The 25,978-nt window shown below is 69.9% G+C and carries 22 protein-coding genes and 1 tRNA gene; 11 read left to right on the forward strand and 12 right to left on the reverse strand.

The window, feature by feature from the left end; genetic code table 11:
• Nucleotides 1-78: 78 nt before the first annotated feature.
• From MB1_RS16540 to MB1_RS16585, 10 genes are all read right to left on the reverse strand, one after another.
• Nucleotides 79-1,185: a HAMP domain-containing protein gene (locus MB1_RS16540; protein ID WP_066909672.1), complete on the reverse strand. Its 1,107-nt coding sequence runs from the start codon at nt 1,183-1,185 to the stop codon at nt 79-81.
• On the reverse strand, nt 1,185-4,040 hold the full coding sequence (locus MB1_RS16545) for an FAD-binding and (Fe-S)-binding domain-containing protein (protein ID WP_066909675.1): 2,856 nt from the start codon (nt 4,038-4,040) through the stop codon (nt 1,185-1,187). Before MB1_RS16545 ends, MB1_RS16540 begins: the two co-directional genes overlap by 1 nt.
• Nucleotides 4,037-4,732 carry a hypothetical protein gene (locus MB1_RS16550; protein ID WP_066909678.1) on the reverse strand — a complete coding sequence of 232 codons (696 nt, stop codon included), beginning with the start codon at nt 4,730-4,732 and terminating at the stop codon, nt 4,037-4,039. The genes MB1_RS16545 and MB1_RS16550 overlap by 4 nt, the downstream gene beginning before the upstream one ends.
• Nucleotides 4,733-4,814: 82 nt before the next feature.
• Complete coding sequence (locus tag MB1_RS16555; RefSeq protein ID WP_066909681.1) at nt 4,815-5,372, reverse strand: DUF1697 domain-containing protein; 558 nt, start codon at nt 5,370-5,372, stop codon at nt 4,815-4,817.
• A gap of 56 nt (nt 5,373-5,428) precedes the next feature.
• Nucleotides 5,429-6,457, reverse strand: coding sequence for a glycoside hydrolase family 26 protein (locus MB1_RS16560; protein ID WP_157084114.1), 1,029 nt, complete (start codon nt 6,455-6,457; stop codon nt 5,429-5,431).
• Entirely contained in the window at nt 6,454-7,683 is a 1,230-nt protein-coding gene (locus MB1_RS16565) for a glycoside hydrolase family 26 protein (protein WP_066909685.1), read from the reverse strand. Before MB1_RS16565 ends, MB1_RS16560 begins: the two co-directional genes overlap by 4 nt.
• Complete coding sequence (locus MB1_RS16570) at nt 7,680-8,168, reverse strand: hypothetical protein (protein ID WP_066909688.1); 489 nt, start codon at nt 8,166-8,168, stop codon at nt 7,680-7,682. Before MB1_RS16570 ends, MB1_RS16565 begins: the two co-directional genes overlap by 4 nt.
• 5 nt (nt 8,169-8,173) lie before the next feature.
• On the reverse strand, nt 8,174-9,601 hold the full coding sequence (locus MB1_RS16575; RefSeq protein ID WP_066909691.1) for a glycosyltransferase family 2 protein: 1,428 nt from the start codon (nt 9,599-9,601) through the stop codon (nt 8,174-8,176).
• A 468-nt stretch (nt 9,602-10,069) separates the two neighbouring features.
• Nucleotides 10,070-11,908: a Na+/H+ antiporter NhaA gene (gene nhaA, locus MB1_RS16580; RefSeq protein WP_066909694.1), complete on the reverse strand. Its 1,839-nt coding sequence runs from the start codon at nt 11,906-11,908 to the stop codon at nt 10,070-10,072.
• A 221-nt stretch (nt 11,909-12,129) separates the two neighbouring features.
• Complete coding sequence (locus tag MB1_RS16585; protein WP_066909964.1) at nt 12,130-13,419, reverse strand: competence/damage-inducible protein A; 1,290 nt, start codon at nt 13,417-13,419, stop codon at nt 12,130-12,132.
• Nucleotides 13,420-13,590: 171 nt separating this feature from the next.
• On the opposite strand from MB1_RS16585, the gene MB1_RS16590 reads away from it, so the two are divergent.
• The 11 genes from MB1_RS16590 to MB1_RS16640 all read left to right on the forward strand — a co-directional run bounded on the left by MB1_RS16590 (nt 13,591) and on the right by MB1_RS16640 (nt 25,381).
• Complete coding sequence (locus MB1_RS16590; RefSeq protein ID WP_066909697.1) at nt 13,591-14,295, forward strand: DsbA family oxidoreductase; 705 nt, start codon at nt 13,591-13,593, stop codon at nt 14,293-14,295.
• A 331-nt stretch (nt 14,296-14,626) separates the two neighbouring features.
• On the forward strand, nt 14,627-15,529 hold the full coding sequence (locus tag MB1_RS16595; protein ID WP_066909700.1) for a dihydrodipicolinate synthase family protein: 903 nt from the start codon (nt 14,627-14,629) through the stop codon (nt 15,527-15,529).
• A 111-nt stretch (nt 15,530-15,640) separates the two neighbouring features.
• On the forward strand, nt 15,641-17,125 hold the full coding sequence (locus MB1_RS16600; RefSeq protein ID WP_066909703.1) for an aldehyde dehydrogenase (NADP(+)): 1,485 nt from the start codon (nt 15,641-15,643) through the stop codon (nt 17,123-17,125).
• Between the two features lie 67 nt (nt 17,126-17,192).
• Nucleotides 17,193-18,194 (forward strand): proline racemase family protein, encoded by a 1,002-nt coding sequence (locus tag MB1_RS16605; RefSeq protein ID WP_066909706.1) that lies wholly within the window; start codon nt 17,193-17,195, stop codon nt 18,192-18,194.
• Complete coding sequence (locus MB1_RS16610; RefSeq protein ID WP_066909709.1) at nt 18,191-19,366, forward strand: NAD(P)/FAD-dependent oxidoreductase; 1,176 nt, start codon at nt 18,191-18,193, stop codon at nt 19,364-19,366. The genes MB1_RS16605 and MB1_RS16610 overlap by 4 nt, the downstream gene beginning before the upstream one ends.
• Nucleotides 19,356-19,670, forward strand: a complete 315-nt coding sequence (locus MB1_RS16615) for a (2Fe-2S)-binding protein (protein WP_066909711.1) — start codon at nt 19,356-19,358, stop codon at nt 19,668-19,670. The genes MB1_RS16610 and MB1_RS16615 overlap by 11 nt, the downstream gene beginning before the upstream one ends.
• The gene (locus MB1_RS16620; RefSeq protein WP_066909713.1) at nt 19,667-21,181 is read left to right on the forward strand and encodes an FAD-dependent oxidoreductase; all 1,515 of its coding nucleotides are present in this window, start codon (nt 19,667-19,669) and stop codon (nt 21,179-21,181) included. Before MB1_RS16615 ends, MB1_RS16620 begins: the two co-directional genes overlap by 4 nt.
• Before the next feature lie 153 nt (nt 21,182-21,334).
• Nucleotides 21,335-21,946 carry a TetR/AcrR family transcriptional regulator gene (locus tag MB1_RS16625; protein ID WP_066909716.1) on the forward strand — a complete coding sequence of 204 codons (612 nt, stop codon included), beginning with the start codon at nt 21,335-21,337 and terminating at the stop codon, nt 21,944-21,946.
• A gap of 205 nt (nt 21,947-22,151) precedes the next feature.
• A complete protein-coding gene (locus tag MB1_RS26600; protein WP_066909719.1) occupies nt 22,152-22,685 on the forward strand; it encodes a nuclear transport factor 2 family protein in 534 nt (177 codons plus the stop codon).
• A 5-nt stretch (nt 22,686-22,690) separates the two neighbouring features.
• Nucleotides 22,691-24,040, forward strand: a complete 1,350-nt coding sequence (locus MB1_RS16635; RefSeq protein ID WP_066909967.1) for a flavin monoamine oxidase family protein — start codon at nt 22,691-22,693, stop codon at nt 24,038-24,040.
• 27 nt (nt 24,041-24,067) lie between these two features.
• A complete protein-coding gene (locus MB1_RS16640; protein ID WP_066909722.1) occupies nt 24,068-25,381 on the forward strand; it encodes a flavin monoamine oxidase family protein in 1,314 nt (437 codons plus the stop codon).
• A gap of 90 nt (nt 25,382-25,471) precedes the next feature.
• On the opposite strand, the gene MB1_RS16645 is transcribed toward MB1_RS16640, so the two are convergent.
• Together MB1_RS16645 and MB1_RS16650 are read right to left on the reverse strand one after the other, a co-directional pair.
• Nucleotides 25,472-25,816, reverse strand: coding sequence for an iron chaperone (locus MB1_RS16645; protein ID WP_066909970.1), 345 nt, complete (start codon nt 25,814-25,816; stop codon nt 25,472-25,474).
• Nucleotides 25,817-25,903: 87 nt separating this feature from the next.
• Nucleotides 25,904-25,975, reverse strand: a tRNA-Thr gene (locus tag MB1_RS16650).
• Nucleotides 25,976-25,978 lie beyond the last annotated feature (3 nt).

Consider the following 25,978-nt stretch of genomic DNA (forward strand, 5'->3'; position numbering starts at 1 on the left):
TTCGTCACCGGTCCGCCGGGGGCGGCGGGACGCAACCGTTCTCCCGGCCGCGACCGGTTCGGCGTGCGGAGGACGCGTTCAGCTTCCGGACCCGCGGAGCAGGGACGACCGCTTGCCGGGCGGTCGGCGATGTCGGCCGCCCTTGCGGGTGGTCGGTGGCACCGTGCCGCCGGCCGGCGGCTCGGGTTCCGGGGGCTCGGGAGGGTCGTTCAGGGCGAAGCGATGCTCACCGGTATCCCCCACGGCGGTCATATGTTCCAGGCGGGCGCGGTCGACGACGTCGCCGACGATGCGGGCCAGCTCGTCGAGCTGGGCGATCACGTCCGACTGCACCTCCTGCAATTCCTCGTTCGACATGCTCGGCCCGCCGGCCCGATCGGCGCGGATCAGGGTGTCGATGCGGGTGCGCATCAACTCGAGCGGGGTGCGCAGCTCCTGACCGGCCGCGATGATCAGCCGACGTTGTCGGCGGCGCGCGGCCCGCAGCGAGGCGAGCATCTCGTTGAAACGCCGGGCCAGGTCGGCCAATTCGTCGTCGCCGACCACTTCGATCGGCGTCAGATCACCGTTTTCGGCGACCCGGCGGGTGGCGGCGAGCAGTCGGGCCACCGGGCGCAGACCGGTGCGTGCGACCGCGGTGCCGGCCAGCGCCGCGACGGTCACGCCGAATCCGCCGACCAGGGTGAGGATCAGCGCCAGCCGGCGCAGCAGTCGTTCGGTCGGCAGCAGCGACTGGGCGATGACGATCGTGTCCCCGTCGGCGGTGCGCACCGCGTAGATGCGGTACTCGCCGCGGGTGCGCAGCGAGGAGTCGACCGTCCCGTCGATCACCGCCTGCTCCGGGGCGCCGATCGGTTCCTGTGGTGTCCCGAACGGCTCGGTATCGGCGGTCGGCACCAGGAGCCTGTTGTCCGTACTGCCCGCCAGCTTGATGCCGACCACGACGTCCTTGTTGTTGAGGAACGACAGGGCCAGCAGGAAGTCCATACCGCTGTCCCCGGAGAAGGTCGACTCGGCGATCGCCTCGACGTGGTTGCGCAGCTGATGATCCACCCGATCGCGCAGCCCCTCGGCGGCGACGACGTAGACGGCGACCGCGGTGATCGACACCGCGACCGCCACCACCGCGGAGGTGAGCAATTGGACGCGCGAGCGCAGCGTCCAGTCCCGCCGAAACCAGTCCATCAGCGGGTCCGCTCGCCGTCGACGCCGGCGGACCGCAGCAGCTGCGCCAGGTGCAGACCGCGCCGATCGGTGAGGTCGGCCAACTGGGTGCGGCAGGAATAGCCGTCGGCGAGCACGACGGCGCGGTCGTCGTCGGCGATCGCTGGCAGCAGGTGCTGCTCGGCTACGGCGACCGACACCTCGTAGTGGCCGCGTTCGACGCCGAAGTTGCCGGCCAGCCCGCAGCATCCGCCGACCCGGCGCACCGCGGCCCCGGCCCGCGCGAGCAGGTCGGCGTCGGCATCCCAGCCGAGGACCGCGTGGTGGTGGCAGTGGGGTTGGGCGACGACGTCGACACCGGTGAGATCCGGGGGTTGCCACTCGGCGTCGCGGAGCAGTTCGGCGAGCGTGCGGACCGCGGCGGCGACCGGACGCGCGGACGGACCGACCACCTCCTCGGCGTCGGAGCGCAGCGTCGCGGTGCAGGATGGTTCGATCCCGACGATCGGCAGCCCGGCGTCGACCATCGGCGTCAGCGCCTCGATCGTGCGGGCCAGCCGCCGCCGGGCGGTGTCGAGCTGGCCGGTCGAGATCCAGGTCAACGCGCAGCAGGCGTCCCGCGGCGTGAGCTGCGGTGCGAAGCCGGCCGCCTCCAGGACCTCGACCGTCGCGATGCCGACCTCCGGGGTGAAGTAGTTGGTGAAGGTGTCGACGAACAGCGCCACCGGGCTGCCCGCCGGGGAGGGGCGATCGGCGAACCGGTCGCGGAGGCTGCGTTCGGCCAGCGGGGGGATCGCTCGGCGGCGATCGATCCCGGCGACGGCGCCGAGCGCGCGGGCCGCCGGCCGTCGGCGGGTGAGCGCGTTGATCGGTCGGGCCCAGCGCGACCCGAGCGCCGCCCAGACCGGCAACCTGCCCAGGGAGTAGTGCGTCGGCGGCCGCGGCCGCCGTCGAAACCGGCGGTACAGCGCCTCGGACTTGAGCGTCGCCATGTCGACGCCGGTCGGGCAGTCGGACAGGCAGCCCTTGCAGGACAGGCACAGGTCGAGCGCCTCGGCGACTTCGGGGGAATCCCACCCGCCGCGCACGAGTCGTCCGTCGACCATCTCCTGCAGGACGCGGGAGCGGCCGCGCGTCGAGTCCCGTTCCTCCCGGGTCGCCCGGTAGGACGGGCACATCACCCGGTGGGCGCCGGGTGCGGCGCGGCACGAACCGACGCCGGTGCAGCGGCCGATCGCGAGCGCGAGGTCGCCGCGGTCGCCGCCGAGGCGGAAGGCCGGGGCGGGCAGCGCGATCGGTGGGGCGGTCGCGCGCAGGTCGTCGTCGACCGCGGCCGGGTCGACCAGGACGCCGGGGTTGAGGATGCCGCCGGGATCGAAGGCGGTCTTGACCGCGCGCATCGCGTCGAGGGCCGACGCCGAGTACATCGCCGGGAGCAGGGCGCTGCGGGCGCGGCCGTCGCCGTGTTCCCCGGACAGCGATCCGCCGTGGCGGGCGACCAGGTGTGCGGCCTGCTCGACGAAGGCGCGGTAGCCGGCCCGGCCGCCCGGCCGATCCAGCGGCCAGTCGATGCGGATGTGCAGGCAGCCGTCGCCGAAGTGGCCGTAGGGCACCCCGGTGACGTCGTGCTGCGCCATCAGGGCATCGAAGTCGCGCAGGTAGCCGGCGAGGCGGTCCGGCGGAACGGCGGCGTCCTCCCAGCCGGCGTAGGCGGGTTTGCCGGCGGGGCTGCGTCCGGAGAGGCCGGCGCCGTCGGCCCGGATCTGCCACAGCGCCGCCGCTCGCGCCGGGTCCGGTACCTCGGCGGCGTCGAGCGCGCCGGCGACCGCCCGGACCCGCGTCGCCCGATCGCGCAGTTCGGTCGGGTCGTCGCCGGCCAGTTCGACCAGTAGCCAGGCACGCCCCGCGGGCAGCGGGGGCACGGCGGCGGCCCCGCGGCGGGCGGTGACGACGTCGACGATGCGGGAGTCGAGCGCCTCGCAGGCGACCGGCCGGCAGGTCAGCAGGGCCGGAACCGCCTCGGCGGCGGCCGGCATGTCCGGGTAGCCGAGCGCGACGAGCAGGGTATGGCGCGGCTGCGCGACCAGCCGGACGGTCGCGTCGAGCAGGACCGCCAGGGTGCCCTCGCTGCCGACGAGCAGACCGGCGATATCGCAGTGGTGCTCCGGCAGGAGCCGGTCGAGCGCATAGCCGGATACCTGGCGGCCGAAGCGGCCGAACTCGTCGCGGATGGTGTCGCGGGCCCCGGCGGCGATCGTCGTCAACCGGTCGACCAGCGGATCGGGGGTCGGCGGCCGCCCGGCGGTAAGGACCCGTTCGGTCCCGTCGACCGTCAGTACGCGCAACGCGGCCACATTGTCGACGGTGCGCCCGTAGCCGAGGCTGCGCGAGCCGCAGGAGTTGTTGCCGATCATGCCGCCGATCGTGCAGCGGCTGCTCGTCGACGGGTCGGGACCGAACCGCAGCCCGTGTGGGGCGGTCGCGACCTGCAGGGACTGTTGGACGACGCCGGGTTCGACGGTGGCGGTGCGCGCATCGGGGTCGACGTGCAGGATGCGGTCGAGGCGGCGCGACATGTCGAGCACCACCCCGGTGCCCACCGCATTGCCGGCGATCGAGGTGCCGGCGCCGCGGACGGTCAGCGGGATGCCGTTATCGGCGCAGACCCGCAGCGTGGCGGCGACCTCGTCGACATCGCGGGGCAGGACAACCGCCGCGGGGACGACCCGGTAGAGCGAGGCGTCGGTCGAGTAGGCGGCGCGGGTGGTCGTATCGGTCCGCACATCGCGCACTCCGGCGGCGTGCAGGGGTCGGGCGATATCGGCGGCGAGGCGACCGAGCTCGGGCGACCCGGATCGTCCGGTCCGGAGGGTCATGCGGTGTCGGTCTCGCGGCGCTCGGCGCTCGGCAGGGCGACGGCGATGCGGGACTCCAGGGCGGTGGTCGCCCGGCTGGGAAGCACGACGATGCCCTGCAACTCGTCGATCGCCCGGCGGTAGGCCATCTGTCGTTCCGCCTGCGTGGCACCCGGGTCCTCGGCGAGCGCGATCAACTTGCGCGCGCGGGTCAGGGCGCCGCGCTCGACGTCGGAGTAGCCGGAGATGCGCCGCCGTCGGGCCTCCCGCTCGGCGGCCTCGAAGGCCACCGCGTAGGCGTTGACCGCGGCCCGGTAGTCGGCGAGCCGGCGCGGGTCCTTCAGCAGTTCCGGGTTGCTCGGACGGAGGTCGTCGGCCTCCGCCTTCGCCTCGTGGAAGGCGCGCACGGCCGGCTCGCGCATATCGACCATCACCGGGAAGTCGATGATCGTGGCGATGTCCATCTCGTAGTGGAACCAGCGGCCGTCTATCTCGTCGTGTTTGGCCAGGACCCGGTCGATGTCCTCCTGCTGCGATTGCGCGGCCTGCGTCACGTGATCGCGTTTCTCGCGTTCGAGTTCCAGGATGCGGATGCGGTCCTTGCGCCGACGGTCCGACCAGGCCTCGGCGCCCTTGATCCAGCCGCCGACGATGCCACCGAGCGGGAAGACCAGCCACCAGTAGCTTCCGACGAATTCGAGGACTTCGGACACAATCGCCAGAGTAGCCACCGAAGCGACCCGGGATCGGGGGCAACCACACCCGTCGTGCCGTCGGGTCCGTTTCGCCCCGGCGTCAGGCGGTCGCCTTGTCGATCAGGGCGGCGACCGTCGACAGATTCCGCATGGTGCACGGCACCGCCAGGGAACGCAGCACGCTGTCGGTCTTCATCTCGGGCCGGCCGGCGCCGTCGGTAAATCGGATGTGCAGATCGCGGCCGATCACCTCCCAGCGGTCGTCGCCGGTCGGATAGCCGCGCGCCTTCTCGATCGCGGCCGCACTCGGTGCGGCCGGCATGAAGCCGACATAGGAGAACTTGCGCTCGCGTACCTCGAAGGGGTGGTCGTCGAGGGCCCCTCGCAGTTCGTCGGGATCGCGCACGATCACCTCGCGGAAGAAGCCCCGCCGCTCCTGCACCACCTGCTCGAGCCGGCGCGCGAAGGCCTCCGGGTCCCCCGGCGGCACCGCGATCAGGTTGCCGGAGGCGATGTGGGTGCGCACCGCGGCGGCGCCGAGTTCGCTCGCCCAGGCCCGCAGGTCCGCCATCGGCAGCGTCGCACCTCCGACGTTGACCGCGCGGAAGAGGAAGACGGTCGCGTCCCGGTCGGCGTCCGGACCGCTGCTCGTGGCCATCGCCCCACCCTACGACCGCGCCGGGTGCGGCCGCCCCGCCCTACTACCGCCCCGCCCTACGACCGCCCCGCATCGCGACCCGGCAGGCGAGCGACGAGGTCGACGAACGCCCCGGCAGACTCGACGCTGCTGCCGATGCGCCAGTCGGTCTCCTTGTCGTAGTCGAACCAGACGAAGCCCTCGATGCCCGGGGTGTCCTCGAGGTAGTCCGCGAACCGCTCGATCCACTCCGCCTTGTTGCCGCCGTCCTCGGTGGACCCGACCTCCGAGATCAGAATCGGGCGGGGGGAGAGCTTCGCGACGCGGTTCACGGTCGGCGCGAAGACCTCGTCGGGCCACTGCCAGATCTTGCCCTCGTCGGAGGTGCCCCAGTTGTAGCCGTCGATGCCGATCAGATCGACCCGATCGTCGCCGGGGTAGAGATCCTCGAGCGGCGTCGACCCCGGGTACTCGACGTTCGGGCTCCACATCCACTGGACCCCGGTCGCGCCGGTGTCGCGCAGCACGTCGTGCACGTGGTTCCACGCACGGACGTAGTCCCCGGGGCGGTTGCCGTTGACCTGCTCGGCCCACGGGTACCAGTCCCCGTTCATCTCGTGGGCGAAACGCAGAATGACCAGGCGGCCGACCTGCTGCAGGTCGACCGCCCACTGTCGCAGGTAGCCGTCGAAGGCGCCGTCGGCGATCTCCGAGAGCCGATAGCGCGGCTGGTCGACCGCGCCGGTCACCGCTGCGAAGGGCTCCCAGGTGACGATCGGGGTGACCCCGGCGGGCAGGGCCCGGACCGCCTCGACGTCGAGGCGGGTGGTGAAGTCGTGGTACCAGAGCAGGTAGTCCGGTGCGCGGCCGTAGGTTTCGAAGCCGACCAGCGCCGACTGGTCGGTGGGCGCGTTCGGCGCCGCAAGGCCCATCACGGTGGTGGTTCGCTCCTGTCTCGAGAACATCAGCCCGCCGAGACCCACCGCCGCGACCACGACCAGCACCGCCAGGACGGCGCCGAGGATCATCGCCCACGGCGTGCGGGCCCGAACATCCCGCCAGGCACGCAGCGGCCCGAATGTCGACCGCCCGTGCCTGCGCGTCACGGAGCGAACATCACCCAATCCGGCAACGCCCGTCGGAAGGCCGTGCGGGTATCCAGGTCATCGATGACACTCCACTGAATCGGTTCGGGCGAGAAATCCGCCTCCAGCTTGTTCTGTTCGAACCAGTTGATCAACCGAATGCCCGGATAGTTGGTGCGCACATTGTCCGAGAACACCTGCGACCACCAGGCCTGCTTGACCTCGAACTCGTTGTCGGTGGGCTCGCCGGCCGGGTTGTAGACCGCGGCGGTCTCCGAGATCGTCATCGGTTTGCCGGTCGCCTCGACGTATCGCTGGTAGAAGTCCGGCACGTCGTTCTGGTCGAGATACTCGTTGGAGTAGGTACCGATCATCTTGTCCTCGAACTTGTTCGACTCCGGAACCACATTCGGACCCCACGGGTAGACGTCGCCGAAGTGGTACAGCGACAGGCCGACCCAGTCGACGGCGTCGTCGCCCGGGTAGAACGGCGCGTACATGTCGTCCTTCTCGGTCAGCCGACCGTCGCCGTCGGTGTCGAGGGCGGCGAAGTCGGGCGTGCCGGGCCGCGCTTCGTAGTCACCACCCGAGAAGGGGTATCCCCCACCGTCGTTCGGCGACCAGACGATCGACGAGGCGGGCGCCGCGCGCACCGCGTTCGCGACGTCGCGGAAGGCGCGCACGTATTCGCCGGGCCGCTGCGCCCAGGGATACCAGCTGCCGTTCATCTCGTGGGCGAAGCGCACCATCACCGGCGCACCGATGTCGTTCCACCGGGTGAGGTCCGCGGTAAGCTGCGCCATCGTCTCGGGTGTCACGGTCTCGAGGCCGTCGTAGGGCTGCAGCGTGATGAACAGGATCGCGTTCTTGTCGGCGACCTGGCGAGCCGAGGAGTCGACCGACAGGCGGCGTTCCTCGGTCAGCGGAAAGTCGACGAATTTTCCGTAGACGTAGGGGGATCGGCCGAACGCGTCCGAATAGCTCTGCGGGCTTTCGGTAACCCAGTCGACCTGCGCGCCGAAGAGCACATTGCCCGCGGGTACCGCCCCGAGCGCCAAGTCCTGCGCCGAGCCGGCCCGCATCGAGCTGATCCGGGGGCTGCCCCAGACCACCAGGCCGATCGCCAGAACGCAGCAGATCACGACGGCCAGCGAGATCACCATCGGGCGCCACTGGCGGTGGGGCGGCGGCAACACGTGCGGCGGCGGCCCGGGAGCCGACAGGGGACGTTCGGTGGTGATCGTCACCGCGCGGCCTCCGCCGGCCGGTGCGCGCGCTGCCGGGTGCGCCGGGAAGCGAGCGACCGTCGAGCCGCCTCCACGTCGTGTCGGGGCGCCGATGCGCGTCGCTCGGTCAGGATCGCGCGCAGGATCAGTCGCAGGGCGAGCGAGCCGATCACGATCACCCCGACGGCGACCGCCATCGCCGGCATCGAACTCCCCAGGATGGGGGTCAGGAACATCGTCAACGGCATGCCGATATAGCCGACCGTCACCACCAGGGCGATCGTCCACATGCCGATCAATGCCGCCCGGCTCGCCCGCAACCGGGCGGGCTCCTCACCCGGTAGATCGAGGGCCTGCTCGGCCGGCAGATCGAGGGCCCGCTCGGCCGGCGCCGCGACGACCCGGTCGAGGACCTCGGTCGGCGACTCGTCGGCCGGGGCGGATCGACTCCCCGGCCGACTCGGGTAGTTCGGATTCTGTTGGGTGCGATCGAATGTGACGGACATGGGGATCACCTCGCGGTTGCGATGACGTCGGCGGACACGGTCTTCGGGGTCGGAATCCAGGCGACGCCCCGCTTGCCGCGCGCCCAGTCGACCAGGGCCATCAGGCCCGCACTGCTTTCCAGCACACCCGCGATCGGGGCGATCGCGACGGTGCGCGCGATCTCGAGTTCCCGGCGCGCCGAGGTCATATTCGCGTCGTTGACGTTGAGCCAGGCACCGAGCATCACGGTGCCCAACCACAGCGCACCGACGATCGTCATCCAGAGGGTCAGGATCGGCCCGAACGGGGCCGGCTCGCCGGAGACCAGGCTGTAGATCGCTATACCCAACATGATCGGCAGGACGACCACCGACAGCGAGCCCACCAGCGCGCCCAGAGCAAAGGTCAACGCGCGCAGCCTCGTCCCCCACATGAACCGCTGCCGGGTCAGCCACGGCAGGGTCCGGAAGTCCGCGGAGTTGGCGGCCGCGGACAGTCCCTGCAGGACACCGAAGATCCAGCGGTGCCGCTGCCGGAAGGCGCTCTTGAACGAGAACGGCGGCTGCTCGAGCAGCACACATCCGTGCCAGCCGAAGATCTCCGAGCCGTACCGCAGGTAGTTGTTCATCCCGAAGACGAAGTCCTCGGCGATGAAGTAGTGGCCATCGAGTTGGCCTATATCCCAACCGATCTCGTTCTCCAGCCGCTCCTCGACCACCAGGTTCGAGCCGTGCAGATGCAGCGGAACACCCTTCTCCATCACCACCCGGCATTCGAAGCATCCGGCCGGACGATTGGCCTCCATCGACTTGCAGACCATGCTGGAGTTCTGATACTCGAGCGGGTAATAGATCGGCCCCTCGAGGATGCGCTTGTCGGTATCGGCGAGCACCTTGATCAGCTTGCGCAACTCGCCCGGCATCATCACGCTCTCCTCGTCGAAGTGCACGATGAATACCCGACCGGGAACGAAGTTCCACCCGGCCCGTCGCGATTCGACCGCGTAATGCAGGCCGCGCGCCTTCAATCCGGTACCCGCCGCAGTGCGGTAATCGGCCGGCACCACCAGTCCGGTCACCCGGATCGGGGCACGCGCGAAGCGGGATTCGATCATCTCGACCTGCTCGCTCGACTCGGTGACCACCTCGATCGACAGCAACGGCGCGAAGGCCGGCGACTGTTCGACCAGGCGCAATACGCCGTTGATCCCCCGCAGAATCACCTCGGAGCTGCCCTCGCTCCCGCGAGTGGTGATCTGAATCTTCAGGTGCGGCGGATCCGAGGCCAGGATCTGCGCATCCGAATGCACACTGCGCGTGCGATATCGGTGCCAGCCGAAGACGAAGCTCTTCCAGTAGGACAGCAGTCGAATAGCGATCACGCTGACCAGGACCATCTGGACGAGACCGACAATCGCGATCGTCGTGCCCACCGAGTTCCCGAACGTACCCATACTCCGACAGCACCCCCACCCAGTCGATGCCATATGTGACCGGCGGCAACGCAGCAGCGCTCGGAGCCATCATTCGGCCACGAACACACGCTGCGTCCTACAAACCGGTCCGAATCCCCCAACACCACGGACCGTAGATCATCTCGCCGAGATATGCCCATCCCTATAACAGAGAATAAGGGAAATGTGCTCCAGATCATGTCATGCCGAATTTCGACGGCGAAATCGGCCGACCAGGCGATATTCCCGAGGGCAATAGCAGGCGTACCTGCACATATATCGGGGCGACGCCGCCTCGACACCTTCGGATATCCGCCCGAACAATACGGGACTATTTGTTGATGCACATCTCGAAGGGTCGACAAAGCCCTCCGGTATCAACCCGAATTCCGGAGCGATAGCAGCCACTAATAATTCGATAGATTGTTAGCGGCTATCTGATTCAGGCTTCAATAGCTACGAAATCTCCTAGGAGCGGCGTCGGGAATCCACCGGATCGGAGGCCTCCAGGGCGGCGATCAAGGTGCGGGCATCGTGCGGCCCCTGATGCCGAATCCCGTTGAGGAAGAACGTGGGTGTCCCCAACGCGCCGCTCTCGTGCGCGCTTTCCATGTCCGCCAGAATCCGCTCGCGCACCTCGTCGCTCACGACATCCCGATCGAAACGCTCCATATCGAGGCCGAGCTCCTCGGCGTACTCGCGCAGGTGCTCGGGATCGAGCCGCGCCTGGTTGGCGAACAGGATGTCGTGCATCGGCCAGAACTGCCCCTGCCGCGCCGCCGCCTCGGCCACCAGAGCCGCCTCGAATGCCTTGGGGTGCACATCCTCCAGCGGCAGATTGCGCACGACGTAGCGGATGCGGTCGCCGAAATGATCCTTCAGGTCGTGCCACATTCCGGTCGATCGCGCGCAGAAGGGGCACTCGAAGTCGAGGTACTCGACGACGGTGTAGGGAGCATCGTCCGGACCGTGGGTGTGGTCGTGATCGGGATCGATTGCCGGCGTCAATACCGTCGGCAGGTCGGCGCTCGTCTCACCCCAACGGACCCGGGCTAGTTTGAAGATCAGCGCACCGAGCAAACCGGCGATGATCATCGCGAGCATCACGCCCACGGTCGCCTCCTCGGCCTGTCGGCGGTCGGTGAACGCCAGGCCAATAATCAACAGCGACATGGTGAACCCGATGCCGGACAGGGCAGCACCACCGGCGACGCTGCCGGGTCCGACACCGTCGGGCAGGCGCCCGAGGCCCATCCGAATCGCCGCCCAGGCGCCGAGTGCGATGCCGACGAACTTGCCGATCACCAGGCCCGCGACGACACCCCAGGTGATCGTCGATCCCAAGGACGCGCCCAGGCCGCCGCCGCGCAGATCGACCCCGGCGTTGGCCAAGGCAAAGATCGGCACGATCACCAGGGATACCGGGCCGCGCAGCACATCGTGCAGGCGTTCGTTCACCGAGATCGAGCGCGACAAACCGCGGCGCGCGGTCCGGGCGACCGAGGCCTCCGGCGACTGCCAATAGTCCCGGAACAGATGTTGCGCGCGCACGACATCGGCGCGGTCGGTGGCGCTGGCCGGAACCAGCAGACCCGCCGCCATACCCGCCAGCGAGGGGTGCACCCCGGACAGCAACGTCGCGGCCCACAGCACGATGATCACCAAGACGTAGGGGCTCGAACGCCATTCGCTCGATCGGCCCAACAGCCACAGCGCCGCCAGTGCGCCGAACGCGACCAGCAGCGGGGTGATCTGCAGATCCTCGGTGTAGATGATGCCGATGATCGCCACCGCGAGGAAGTCGTCGACGACGGTGAGCGTCAACAGGAAGATCCGCAGCTGGTTGGACATCGACGGACCGACAAGGGCCAACATGCCGAGCAGGAAGGCGGTATCGGTGCCGACCACCGCACCCCAGCCGTCCGGCGCGGTCGAACCGGCGATCGCCAGGTAGATCAGCGCGGGCAGCAGCACCCCGAACAGGCCCGCGATCAACGGAACCATCGCCCGGCGGCGGTCCCGGAGCGAGCCGATCGCCAACTCCTGGCGCACCTCGAGGCCGATGAGGAAGAAGAACACCACCATCAGGCCGTCGTTGACCCAGTGGTGCAGGTTCATATCGATGGAGAACGAGCCGATCGCGATCGACGCGTCGGTCTCCCACAGGTGGACATAGCTTTCCGACCACGGCGAGTTCGCCCAGATCAGCGCGATCACCGCCACGACCACCAGCAGCAGCGCGCTTCCCGATTCGCTGCGCAGCCGGTCGATCACCCGGTTGAGACTGCTCGACTCCGAGACATGCATACGTGTCCCCTTCGATCACCGACGAACCCGCAACCGCGATCCGGTCGCGCCACGGCAAGAATGCGGCGCCCCACCGATGCGGCGCCGGTCGTGTAACCCGAAACCCGAGTGGAAGTATTTCCGGCGAGAAGATTACGGCAGAACCGGCATCCGGGATCGTCGATCGCGCGACCGGTCGAGCGGGCGTCGAGGAGCGCCCGCTCGCCGGGTTCATCGAAGGGCTATCGCTGTTCGCGCAGGGCGACCCGCAGCTCGTGCAGCGCGATCGCGACCGTGCGCGCCCGGACCGCGGCGCGATCGCCGGACAGGTGCAGTTCGCGGTGCACGACGATCCCCGCCGGCGTGGCGATCGCCAGATGGACCGTGCCGACCGGCTTGTCCGGCGTGCCGCCGCCCGGTCCGGCGATCCCGGTGATCCCGATGCCGACGTCGGTGCCCACCGCCTCCCGCGCGCCCACGGCCAGCGCCTCTCCGACCTCACGGCTGACCGCACCGTGCGCGGCGATCAACCCCGCCGGCACCCCGGCCAACGCCGTCTTGGCCTCGTTCGCATAGACCACCAGCCCGCCCTGCACATAGGCCGACGATCCGGCGCGGTTGGTCAACCGGCCCGCGAGCAGGCCGCCGGTGCACGACTCGGCGGTGGCGACCGTCCAGCCGCGGTCGATCAGCAGCTGCGCCACCACGTCGTCGACCGTCGAGGCGTCGGTGCTGTAGACCAGGGGGCCGAAGTGCTCGAGCATCGTGCGCTCGAGCAGCCCGTACTGTTCGTCGACCTCCGGGTCGTCGGCCGGCATCCGGGTGACGACCTCGAGTTCGCCGTCGCGCAGGCAGGTGCTGACCTCGAGCTGCGGCAGATCCGCCTCGATCGGACGCAGCGCGGCGGCGAGGTCGGCTTCGAGAGCACCCCAGATCCGGATGGTGCGCTCCTCGAGAGTCCCGGCGCGGTCGATGATGCGCCGCACCGCCTCGGCGGACCGCACCTGCGGCCACATCTCGCGCAGCTCGCGCGGTGGGCCGGGCAACACCACCACCGGCGCCCCGACCCGCCCCTCGGCCGGCGGAACGACCAGTCCGGGCGCGGTGCCGACCGGTTCGAGCACGGTGGCACCCTCGGGTACCAGGGCCTGCTTGCGCACGCCCTCCGCGCTCGCGGCCGGATCCGCGGTCAGCCGGTAGCGGCGCATCAGCGCCTCGACCGTGCGGGAGATGCGTTGTTCGAGTGCGGGATCGAGGAGCATCGGCCTGCCCTGCACCTCGGCGACCACCGCGGCGGTCAGGTCGTCGGCGGTCGGGCCCAGGCCGCCGGTGGTGATCACCAGGTCGTGGTCGGCGACCAGCTGGGTCACCACCTCGGCGAGGTCGCCCGGCCGGTCGCCGACCACCACGATGCGCCCGATGTCGACGCCGAGCGCGAACAATTGCTCCGCCACCCAGGGCCCGTTCCGATCGGTTACCCGCCCGGTCAACACTTCGGTTCCGGTCACCACAACGCCCGCACGCACAGCCATGCACTCACCGTAGAACCCGGCCGGCATCCGGTGCACAACACGGGTGAGAGCGCACGTTCGAGGAGCCATTGTCCTCGGCTCCGCTCTGTCGAACGTCTTGTGCAATGACGCGACGACGAGGAGCCGTGCTCGACCGGGAACAACCTCGGGCAGGGGGTGGTTGACGGTTGTATGCGCATCGATATCTGGTCCGACGTGGTCTGCCCCTGGTGCTATATCGGCAAGCGGCGGCTCGAGTCCGCGCTGGCCGACTTCGACCATGCCGACGACGTCGAGGTGGTCTGGCACTCCTTCGAACTCGACCCGACCGCGCCGCACGAGCCGACCGAGTCGGTCGTCGAATCGTTGGGGCGCAAGTACGGCGGCGGTCCCGAGGGCGCGCGGCAGATGATCGCGCGCGTCGAGGCCCTCGCCGCGCAGGACGGCCTGGACTTCGACCAGCAGGACGCCCCGCACGTCAACACCCGTGACGCGCATCGGGTCCTGCACCTGGCGCTCGACGAACTCGGTCCGCAGGCGCAGGGTGCGCTCAAGGAGCGCCTGCTGGCCACCTACTTCTCCGAGCACGGCAACCCGGCCGACCGCGACACCCTGCGCGCGGCGGCCGTCGGCGTCGGACTCGATGCCGCGCGGGTCGACCAGGTGCTCGACGGCGATGCCTATACCGATCAGGTCGACGCCGATATCGCGCAGGCGCGCGCCTTCGGGGCGACCGGCGTGCCGTTCTACGTGATCGACAACAAGTACGGCATCTCCGGCGCGCAGTCGACCGAGGTGTTCTCCGACGTGCTCGGCCGCGCCTGGCAGGAGTCGCACCTGCCGGTCACCCTGGTCGGTCAGGGTCCGGCGGAGGCCTGCGGCCCCGACGGCTGCTGACTCTCCGCAGAGCTCCTACTTCCGGGAGTCGCCGCTGCTCCCGGACGCCGCTGCTACTCCCGGGCGCCGCTGCGACATCTCGGCTCCGCTGATACGTCGTCCGCTGCTGCTACACAGCGGCCCGCTGCGAGGGGTGCGCGACAACTATTGTCGCCGCCTCCTCGAGCGGGCCGTTTTATGGCAGCTCCCCGCATCATTGATCCCGCTGCACCCCTTCTCGCCATCACCATCGCTCCGCGCCGCCACTCTTTCCTCCCCGCATCCGCTCTCCCCCTCGCATCAGTGCAATGTCACATGCTATAAAGGTGCTACCCGGTATCGAGGAGACCCCATGAGCGAGCGCGCGGCCTGGCACGGCGTCTACACCGCGACGACCCTGCCCTTCAACGACGACTACTCCATCAACTACGACGCCTTCGCCGAGCACGTGGCGTGGCTGGCGGCCGCCGGCACCCACGGCGTCGCGGTCAACGGCTCGCTCGGCGAGTACCAGACCCTCAGCGACGAGGAGCGGGCCCGCGTGGTGACCACCGCGATCGAGGCGGCACCCGAGGGCTTCGGCGTGATGGCCGGCGGCGCCGCCTACGGCACGCTGCAGTCGGTCCGCTGGATCGAGCAGGCCGCCGAGGCCGGCGCGGGATCGGTACTGCTGTTGCCGCCCAATGCCTATCGCGCAGACCGGTCCGATGTGCTGGCCCACTACCGCGCGGCCGCGCAGGTCGGGCTGCCGATCGTCGCCTACAACAACCCGTACGACACCCGCGTCGACCTGACCCCGGATCTGCTGGCCGAGCTGCACGCGGCCGGCTCGATCGTCGCGATCAAGGAGTTCTCCGGCGACCCGCGGCGCGCCTACGAGATCGCCGAGCTGGCACCCGATCTCGACCTGCTGATCGGCGCGGATGATGTGCTGCTCGAGCTCGGCATCGCCGGCGCCGTCGGCTGGGTCGCGGGCTACCCCAACGCCTTCCCGACCACCTGCCTCGAGCTGTACAACCTCGTGACCTCGGGCAGCGGCGCCGACCTGGAGAAGGCGCTGCCGCTCTACCGCAGCCTGCACAAGCTGCTGCGGTGGGATTCGAAGACCGAGTTCGTCCACGCGATCAAGCTCTCCCAGGACGTCGTCGGGCGCACCGGCGGCATCTGCCGCCCGCCGCGTCAGCCGTTGCCGTCCCATATCCACGACCGCGTGGTCGCGGACACCAAGGACGCGATCGCGCTCGGCTACTCCTGAGCGCCCGGCCCGTTGTCCGCATTTCCGGCGGGGAACGGGCCGTCGTGGTACCCCGGAACGTGACACCCCAACGGTTGATCCCGCGCGCGATCGCGGGCGGAAGGACCCGACGTGACGTCATCAGCGACCACCACCGCACCCGACGAGTCGACGACCCCGGAACAGGTCGACGTCCTGGTGGCGTCGGCCGCCGCGGCGGCCGATCGCTGGGCGGCGACCCCGCGGCCGGTGCGCGCGACGGCGCTGCGCGCGGTCGCGGAACGTCTCGAGGCGGCGGTGGAGACCCTGGTGCCGATCGGTATCCGCGAGACCCACCTGCCCGAGGCACGGTTGCGCGGTGAACTGCGGCGCACCGCCTTCCAGCTCGAACTCTTCGGCGAGGTCCTCGACGAGGGGACCTATCTCGGGGTGCGCGTCGACCACGCCGACGCCGACTGGCCGATGGGCGCGCCGCGACCGGACCTGCGCCGCATCCTGTATCCGGTCGGCCCGGTGGTGATCTTCGGTGCGAGCAACTTCCCGTTCGCGTTCAGCATCGCCGGCGGCGATACCGCCTCGGCGCTGGCGGCCGGCTGCCCGGTGATCGTCAAGGCCCATCCGGGGCATCCGGAACTGTCGGCGGCCACCGGCGCGATCGTCGCCACCGCCCTGGCGGACGCGGGCGCCCCCGACGGGGTGTTCGCGGTGATCTACGGCAGTGACGCCGGGGTCGCGGCGCTGCGGGCGCCGGCGGTGAAGGCCGGTGCGTTCACCGGATCGATCGCCGGCGGGCGGGCGCTGTTCGACGTCGCCGCCGCCCGACCTGAGCCGATCCCGTTCTACGGCGAATTGGGCAGTACCAACCCGGTCTTCGTCACCGCGGCCGCCGCGGCGGCGCGGGCGGAGGAGATCGTCGCCGGCTTCATCGGCTCGTTCACCCTGGGCGCCGGGCAGTTCTGCACCAAGCCGGGGGTGCTACTGGTGCCCGCCGGATCCGACATCGTCGACAAGCTCGCGGCGGCAACGTATCCGCCGGCCGCTCCGCTGCTCAACGACCGCATCGTCGCGGGCTTCCGCGGCGGCCTCGACGCGTTGGCCGCCCACCCGAACGTCGAGGCCGTGGCCGGTGACGCGGGGGCGACCAGCCCGGCGCCGACCGTCCTGCGCACCACCCTCGAGGCGTTGCTCGACGACCCGGAGGCATTGCTGCAGGAGTGCTTCGGACCGGCCGCGCTGGTGGTCGAGTACACCGACGAGTCGCAGCTGCCGGCGGTCGCCGACGTCCTGCACGGGCAGCTGACCGCGACCCTGGTCGCGCAGGACGACGATGCGATCGCACCGGAGCTGATGGGTCGGCTGGTCACGAAAGTGGGCCGGCTGCTGTGGAATCAGTGGCCGACCGGCGTCTCGGTGACCTATGCGCAGCAGCACGGTGGCCCGTACCCGGCGACCACCGCGCCGTCGACCACCTCGGTCGGCACCGATGCGATCGGCCGCTTCCTGCGACCGGTCGCCTACCAAGGGTTCCCCGAACATCTGCTGCCCGCCGAATTGCGCGATACCCCACCGGCCGACGACGCGGTCCTGCGCCGCGTCGACGGCCACCTGCCCGGCTGATCCTCACCGCGCGTACCCCACCCCGCCCATCGAACCCCATACCGCTCATCGAACAAGGAGTCCGGCGATGCGCATATCCCGCATGGTGCAGGCGGTCGATTCACATACCGAGGGGATGCCGACCCGGGTGATCACCGGCGGTGTCGGAGTCTTCCCCGGCGAGACGATGGCGCAGCGCCGGCAGTGGTTCATCGACCACAACGACGACATGCGCACCTGGCTGATGTACGAGCCGCGCGGACACGCGTCGATGAGCGGGGCGATCCTGCAGCCGCCCACCCGTCCGGACGCCGACTGGGCTGTGTTGTTCATCGAGGTCTCCGGGCTGTTGCCGATGTGTGGGCACGGAACGATGGGCACCGCAACGGTTCTCGTGGAGACCGGGATGGTCCCGGCGGTCGAGCCGATCACCACGATTCGCCTCGACACCCCGGCCGGTCTCGTGATCGCCGAGGTCGCAGTGCGCGACGGCAGCGCGGAATCGGTGACGCTGACGATGGTGCCGTCGTTCTGCCTCGGGCTCGACCGGACCGTCGAGGTCGACGGCTTCGGCACGGTGCGCTACGACATGGCCTTCGGCGGCAACTTCTACGCGATCGTCAACCTCGACGAGGTGAAGGTGCCGTTCGACCGCTCCGAGCGCGACCGGCTGCTCGCGGCGGGCCTGGCGATCATGGACGCGATCAACGAGCAGGACCGCCCGCAGCATCCCGAACGGCCCGACATCTCCGGCTGCCACCACGTCTACCTGGAGGCGCCGGGTTCCACCGCGCAGTATTCGCGGCACGCGATGGCGATCTGGCCGGGCTGGTTCGACCGCTCCCCCTGCGGCACCGGGACCAGCGCACGCATCGCGCAGTTGCATGCGCGCGGCGAACTGGCGGTGGGCGACCGGTTCGTCAACGAGTCGTTCATCGGCTCCCAGTTCGTGGGCACGATCGCCGAGACCACCACGGTCGGAGGACTTCCCGCGGTGATCCCACGCGTCACCGGGCGCGCCTGGATCACCGGCATGGGCCAATACGTCCTCGACCCGACCGACCCCTTCCCCGCCGGCTTCCTGGTATGACCATCGGCGCCGATGTGGTGGTGATCGGCGCCGGGGCGGTCGGCGCGGCCTGCGCCTACTTCGCGTCGGCGGCCGGACTGCGCGTCCACGTGGTCGAGCGCGGCCCGATCGTCGCGGGCACGTCGAGCGCCTGCGAGGGCAATCTGTTGGTGTCGGACAAGGAAGCCGGGCCCGAACTCGATCTGGCGCGGTACTCGCGGGAGGTCTTCACCGGCGAGTTGGCGCCGTTCGCGCGGCTGTGGGAGTTCGAGCACAAGGGTGGGCTGGTGGTCACCCGGACCCCACGCGGCGCCGAAGCCCTCACCGCGCGGGCCCGGGAGCAGCGCGAGACCGGGATCGAGGTGACCGATGTCGTCGGCGCCGACCTGGCCGACTACGAACCACACCTGAGCCCGGCGATGCTGGCCGGCGCCTACTATCCCGAGGACTCCCAGGTACAGCCGATGTTGTTGGCCGCGCACCTGCTTCGACTCGCCCGCGAGCGCGGGGCGATCGTGTCGACCCATACCGAGGTGCACGGCTTTCGCCGGCGCGGCGACGCGGTGAACGGGGTGCGCACCTCGCGCGGCGATATCGATGCCGCCGCGGTGATCAACGCCGCCGGCACCTGGGCGGGACGGGTCGCGGAGCTGGCCGGGGTAGCGGTGCCCGTGCTGCCGCGGAAAGGCTTCGTGCTGGTCACCGAACCGCTGCCGCCGCGCACGATCCGGCACAAGGTCTACGACGGGGAGTACGTCGCCAATGTGCTGTCCTCCGAGGAGGGGCTGCAGACGTCGCCGGTTGTGGAGGGCACCGACGCCGGCACCGTGCTGATCGGATCGTCGCGCGAACGGGTCGGCTTCGACCGCACGGTATCGCTGCCGGTGATGGCCCGGATGGCGACGCAGGCGGCAGCGCTTTTCCCGCGGCTGGCATCGGCCCGGATCATGCGCAGCTACTTCGGCTTTCGTCCCTACTGCCCGGACCACCTGCCGGTGATCGGCGCCGATCCGCGCGCCCCCGGCCTCTGGCACGCGACCGGCCACGAGGGGGCGGGGATCGGCCTGTCCGCCGGCACCGCCAAGGCGCTGGTCGCCGCGCTCACCGGTGCGCCGGCCGCGATCGATCTGACCCCCTTTGCCCCGGAACGATTCGGCGACAACGTGATTCGGGAGGCTGCACATGTCGGTTGAGCAGGTTCCCGGCGATGTCGGAGGCCGCGACGGGGCCGGGGAGATGACCTTCGACGGGGTCCCGGTGCCGGTGCGGGCCGGGCAGAGCGTCGGCGCCGCGTTGACGGCCGCCGGCATCGTGGCCTGGCGGCGCACCCGCCGCGGTGGGCGCCCGCGCGGCCTGTTCTGCGGGATCGGGGTGTGCTTCGACTGTCTGATCACCATCGACGGCGAACCCGATCAGCGCGCCTGCCTCGCGCCTGCGCGGCCGGGCACGGCGTTGACCAGCACGTCGCCCTCCGCCGAACCGCGGGAGACCTCATGACATCCCCGACGGAGCCCGCCGCGCCGGTCTGCGCCCCGGCTTCGGTGGATCTGGTGGTGGTAGGTGCGGGACCCGCCGGAATGGCCGGGGCCGTCGCTGCGGCGGAAGCGGGCCTTCACGTCGCGGTGGTCGACGCAGCCGGCCAACCGGGCGGACAGTATTGGCGGCATGCGGACGAGCGGACCGGTGATCCGGAGCACCGCCCGCACGGCTGGTCGACCTACCTCGCGCTGCGGGCGCGATTCGACGCGGTCCGAGCGTCCGGCCGGTTGTCCTATCTGCCGGGCCGGCAGGTGTGGTTCATCGACCGAGCCGATAAACCCGCGGCGGGAGGCACGGCCGGGTTTGCCGTGCACACCACCGCGTCCGTCGCCGGCTCCGGTCCCCTCAGCCCCGACACGGAGGGCGCCGAGACGCGGGTCCTGCGCGCGGGCGCGCTGCTGCTGTGCCCGGGCGGATACGACCGACAGCTGCCGATCCCAGGGTGGGATCTGCCGGGCGTGATGGCGGCCGGCGGAGTGCAGGCTATGGTCAAGGGCTCCGGCACCGTGCCCGGTCGGCGGGCGGTCGTCGCGGGCACGGGTCCGTTCCTGCTGCCGGTGGCCACCGGTCTGGCCGAATACGGCGTCAAGGTCGCGGGGATCTTCGAGGCCGGCGCCCTGCGATCGTGGGTCCGCGAGGTCGGCAACGCCGCGCGGGTTCCCGCCAAGGCCGGCGAGGCGGTCGGGTACGTCGCCAAGCTGGCGCGCCATCGCATCCCGTACCGCACGCGACGGGTGATCACCGCGATCCACGGCGATGACCGGGTCGCCGGGGTGACCGTCGCGGCGGTCGACGGGGACGGCCGGGTGCGCCCCGGCACCGAGCGACAGATCGCCTGCGACCTGGTGGCGCTCGGATGGGGGTTCACCCCGTCGCCCGAACTGGTGATCGCCGCGGGCGCCGATACCCGCGTCGACGTCGACGGCTCCCTGGTCGCCGTGGTCGACGATGCCGGGCGCACCAGCGCGGCCGGGGTGTACGCCGCCGGGGAGATCACCGGAGTAGGCGGCGCGACCGTGGCCGTCGACGAGGGGGAACTGGCCGGGTTGTCGGCCGCCGCCGACGCCGGGCTGCGGGTCGACACGACGCGGTGCGCGCGGCTGCGGTCGTCGATCGCACGCGGGCGGGCCTTCGCCGGGGCGATGCACCGCAGCCATCCGGTGCCGCCGCGGTGGTCGGAGTGGCTGACCGACGACACGGTGATCTGCCGCTGCGAGGAGGTCACCCATGCCGATATCCGCTACGCCCGTGAACATCTGGGGGCTCATGATCCGCGGACGGTCAAGATGCTCGCCCGCCCGGGGATGGGCTGGTGTCAGGGGCGGGTCTGCGGATTCGCGACCACCCACCTGTCCGGCGCACCCGACGGCGCCGCTGCCGAGCCCCACCTGCGGGCGACCGCCAAGCGCCCGCTGGCCGCACCGATCACCCTCGACGAACTCGCCGCCCTCGACGACCCGAATCGCTGACGTTTGTGGAAGCTCACCCGCGGCAGGCGCGGGTGGGACTCCACAGTCGTGGACGGGAACCGTGCGAATCGCCGGGTAGTCTGGCTACCTGAACTCATACGGGTGACCGAGAACGATGACGAGGTCCGCCGGCCACGGGTGAGAGGACAACGGATGGCACGCGTCGAAGCAGCGGTACGCAGCCGCCAGTTGATCGCCGCCGCCCGGGACGTGCTCTCCCGCGAAGGGGTCGCCCGCACGCCGCTGCGCGCGGTGGCCGCCGAAGGTGAGGTACCGCTCGGCACGCTGCAGTACGTCTTCCCATCCAGGGAGTTGCTGCTGCGGGCCGTTATCGAAGACATGGTCAACGAGATCGGTGATGTTTTTCCCGACTCGGCCGAGATCGAGGGCGGCCTGGCCAACGCGATCCGAGAGGGCATTCGAGCGTTCTGGAAGCGCTTGGCATCCAACCGGAAGCTGCAGCTCATGCAGTACGAGCTGACCGTCTACGCCCTGCGGACCGAGGGCCAGGAGGATCTCGCCCGCTGGCAGTACGAGTCGTACGCCGCGGTCGTGGCGGCGTGGTGTGCGCAGGCGGCCGAGGCGGCCGGCGAAGAGTCGGCAGTGCCCCTCCCCCAACTCGCCCGCATCATGGTCGCCTGTGTCGACGGGCTGATCCTCCAATACGTCTGCGACCCCGACGACGAGCGCGCCGATCAGGACCTGGAGCGGATCATCGACATGCTGGTGAACCTCGCCGCACCGCGACCGTTGGGCGCCCGGTAGCACCGACCGGCCCCGATCGCCGACGCCCCCGGTCCCACCCCCGGCCCTTGATAGCCGGCTCCTGGTACCCCTGACTCACCGACTCGAGCCGCCCCTTGCGGATGGTGTGGTGCCGACCTATCCTCGAACTCAGTCAGTTGTATGACTGACTTCTCGGAGGGAGTCGCACCCGATTTCCTCCATTCACAGAAGGAAGCCACTCACGATGGCCCATTCGGACAAGGTCGCCACATTCCCTTCACCCGGAGAATTCCTCGCCGCCGCGGAGCGCATCACCAACGACGGCCGCGTCGATGAATTCCTCGCCCTGTTCTCGGAGGACTGCGTCGCGGAGTGGATCCTGGACGGCGCCGTGGACACCCATCGAGGAATCGATGAAATACGCACCGCAGCAGTCGAATTGTTCACCGTCTGCCATGAACTCGGACTGCACGTCGACAAGACGTTGGAATGCGCGGACGGCGACACTCTCGCCTGCACATGGACCGGCGGCTTCAACGGCGGGACACGGCAGTTCGGCACCGAAATCTGGACATTCCGGGACGGGCTGGTGGTCCGCCACAGGATGTACAGCTACCTCGATGTCCGCCCCAGCAGTTCGCCGTGGGCCACACTGCGGCTCGCCTGCACCGCACCGAAGGTCGTCGGGGCACTCCTGCGCTACCGCATCACACACCGCAGGCGCCACACCGCCGGCTCGTCGGCTCGGCCGGCCACGCACCTGCAGCCGGAGGCATGAGCACGATGGAGCACGTCGATGTTGTCGTCATCGGGGCCGGGCTCGCCGGACTGTCGGCCGCCCGCATGCTCACCCGTGCCGGCAAGACCGTGGCCGTGCTCGAAGCCAGGGATCGAGTCGCCGGACGCAACCACGGCGCCGTCTTCGGCAACGGGGTACCGATCGAGATGGGTGGGCAGTGGGTCGGGCCCGGCCAGGACGCCGTCCTGGCACTGATCGACGAGCTCGGCCTGAAGACCTACCCGTCGTACGACAGCGGCGCCGCCCTCACCTACTACGACGGGGCCGCCCACCGATACGACGACGCGAGCTTCGGCCTGCCCGAGCCGGACGCCGTCGAGGCCGGTCGAGTCTGGGAAGCCATCACGGCGCTCGCGGAGCGTGTCGATCTGGAGACGCCGTGGACCACAAGCGGCGCCGAGGATCTCGACCGACAGACATTCGATCAGTGGTTGCTGGGCGAAACCACCAATGCGCTCGTGATCCGGTTCTTCCGGCTCATCGTTCCCGCGCTGTTCTCCGCCGAAGCACACGAGCTGTCGCTGCTGCATTTCCTCTTCTACATGAAATCCGGCAAGAGTCTGGACGTCCTCGTCGCCACCACCGGCGGCGCCCAGGAGAGTCGGGTGATCGGCGGCACCCACCGGATCTCCGAACGGATGGCCGCCGAACTCGGCGACGCGGTCCGCCTCGACACCGCGGCCAGCGGGATCACCCAGTCCGACGCCGGGGTGGTCGTCGACTTCGACGGCGGCACGATCTGCGCCGACCACGTCGTCGTCGCCATTCCGCAAACCCTGGCCGGGCGGCTGCGCTATTCGCCCCCGTTGCCCGCCGCGCGCGACGCGGTCACCCAACAGTTCCCGGCCGGATCGGTCATCAAGTTCAACATCGCCTATCCGACGCCGTTCTGGCGGGAGGATGGACTGAGCGGGTTCGTCATGAGCCTCGATCACGCCTTCAACGTCGTCCTCGACAATTCGCCGCACGACGAATCCTGCGGTGTGCTCGTCGGCTTCCTCGAGGGCAGGCACGCCCGCGCGTCATCCGAGCTCACCGCGGAGCAGCGGCGCGAGCTCGTGCTGGGCGATCTGGTCGACTACTTCGGCGAACGTGCCGCGAAGCCGATCGACGTCCTCGAAAAGGACTGGAACGCCGAGGAATACACCCGGGGCTGCTACGGCGGCCGGTTGGCGGCAGGTGTGTGGACCAACTACGGCAAGGCCGTCGCCACTCCGGTCGGACGTATCCACTGGGCGGGCGCCGAGACCTCCGACGTCTGGAACGGCTACATGGACGGAGCCGTGCGATCGGGATACCGCGCCGCTGCCGCGATTCTCGACGCCACCGCCTGATCTGAGCCGAAACGAAAGGAATCCACCATGCCTTCTGACCCCGCGCACGCCGACGTGGTTGTGGTCGGCGCCGGCATCTCCGGTCTCACCGCCGCATACGAATTGCACCGCAAAGGAATCGACGTCATCGTCCTCGAGGCTGCGGACCGGGTCGGCGGCCGCGTCCTGGTCGAAACAACCGCCCTCGGCTCGGCGGTGGACCTCGGCGGCCAATGGATCGGGAAGGGCCACCATCGGTTCGAAGCTCTCGCTGCGGAGTTGGGCGCCACCCGGTACCGCATGCGCAGCCCGAAGATGCCGCTGCTGGCCGACGACAACGGCACGATCCGATTCGGCTCGCCCTCGACGCCGGCCGCGATCACCACCCTGCTCGGATTCGAATTGGCCTCCCATCTGCCCGGCCGTGACACGCAGAACTCGGTCACCCTGCGGGAATGGCTGCGACGCGTCCCGACGGGTCGCGCGCGCCGCATGCTCGAGGTGATCATCGAGGTGACCTGCTGCGGGGATATCGACGACTTGTCGGTGACCGCGTTCCTGGAGTTCATCCGATATCAGGGTGGCCTGAATACGATGATGAAAAGCGCGGGAGGCGCGCAGGATTCACTGCTGGTCGAGGGGGCCGGGTCCCTCGCCTGCCGACTCGCCGATCGGCTCGGTGAGCGGGTTCATCTCAACCGCGCGGTGGGCGCCATCGACCGGAACGACACCAACCTCGTCGTCACGACGGGAACCACCACGATCACCGCGGACCGGCTCGTCATGACGGTGCCGCCACCGATCGCCGCGCAGATCGAATTCCGGCCCGCACTTCCGGACAGCTATATCCGCCTGCACCGCAATACGTACATGGGTGCGGTGTACAAGGCGCTGGCCGTCTACGACACCCCCTTCTGGAGGTCGCGCGGCGAGGCGGAAATGATCCTCGGGGGTGAAACGGGCTTCGCCGTCTTCGATTCGTCGCCACCGGATGGCCCCGGCCACCTGACCGTTCTCGTCGGCGGCCCCGACGCCCGCCGCGTCGGCGAGCTGTCGGTCGATGCGCGTCGGGTCCTGCTGCTCGAGCACCTCGAACCGCACCTCGGCGCCGATGTCCGCAACCCCGCGAGTTGGCACGACAAGGTCTGGCACCACGACCCGTTCGTCGGCGGTGGATACTGCGCCCTGCCGGCATTGGGCACCCGCGAGGGGTTCTACCCCGTCGCACACGCGCCGGTGGGCACCATCCACTGGGCGGGCACCGAGACCGCATCGGAACACGCGGGCTATATCGAGGGCGCCATCGAATCCGCGCACCGCGTGGTGGACGAGATCGTCCGGTCGGGTCTCGGAACCCGCTGACGTTTGTGGACGTTCACCCGCGGCAGGCGCGGGTAGAACTCCACGATCGGCACGGTCGGGGGTCCGGGGGTTGGGGGTTGGGGGTGGGGGTTAGGGGTCGATCTGGGCGCGGCGGGTGCGGACCAGGGTGCGGATCGCCTCGTCGGAGGGCGGGGACTGCGGTTGGAAGCGGATGGTGCCCTTCGAGGTATCCGGGTCCTCGAGCAGGTCGACCACGGCGAGCACCGCGTCCCCGCTGAACGGGTACATCCCGATGTGTTTGCGTGTGCGCATCACCGACAGCAGCGGTTTGCCCGCATAGGTCAGCGCCGGCATGCCGTAGCCCTTGCCCTGCTCGGCCTCGGGCACCTCGGCGCGCGCGACGTCGTAGATATGCCCGATCACCACAGCGTCGCTCGGCTCGAGACCGCCGAGGTAGTCATCGATCGTTCCCACGTCTGCCATCATCGTCGCCATCACGGCGCCGGGTGGGTGGGACCGGCCATCCTCGGGCGGAGCCGAGGAAGCGGAGGACGGATGCGGAGCCCCCTGTCAGGATTGAACTGACGACCTTTCGCTTACAAGGCGAGTGCTCTACCACTGAGCTAAGGAGGCACT

Source organism: Millisia brevis NBRC 105863 (genome assembly GCF_001552615.1).
Classification (GTDB): domain Bacteria; phylum Actinomycetota; class Actinomycetes; order Mycobacteriales; family Mycobacteriaceae; genus Millisia; species Millisia brevis.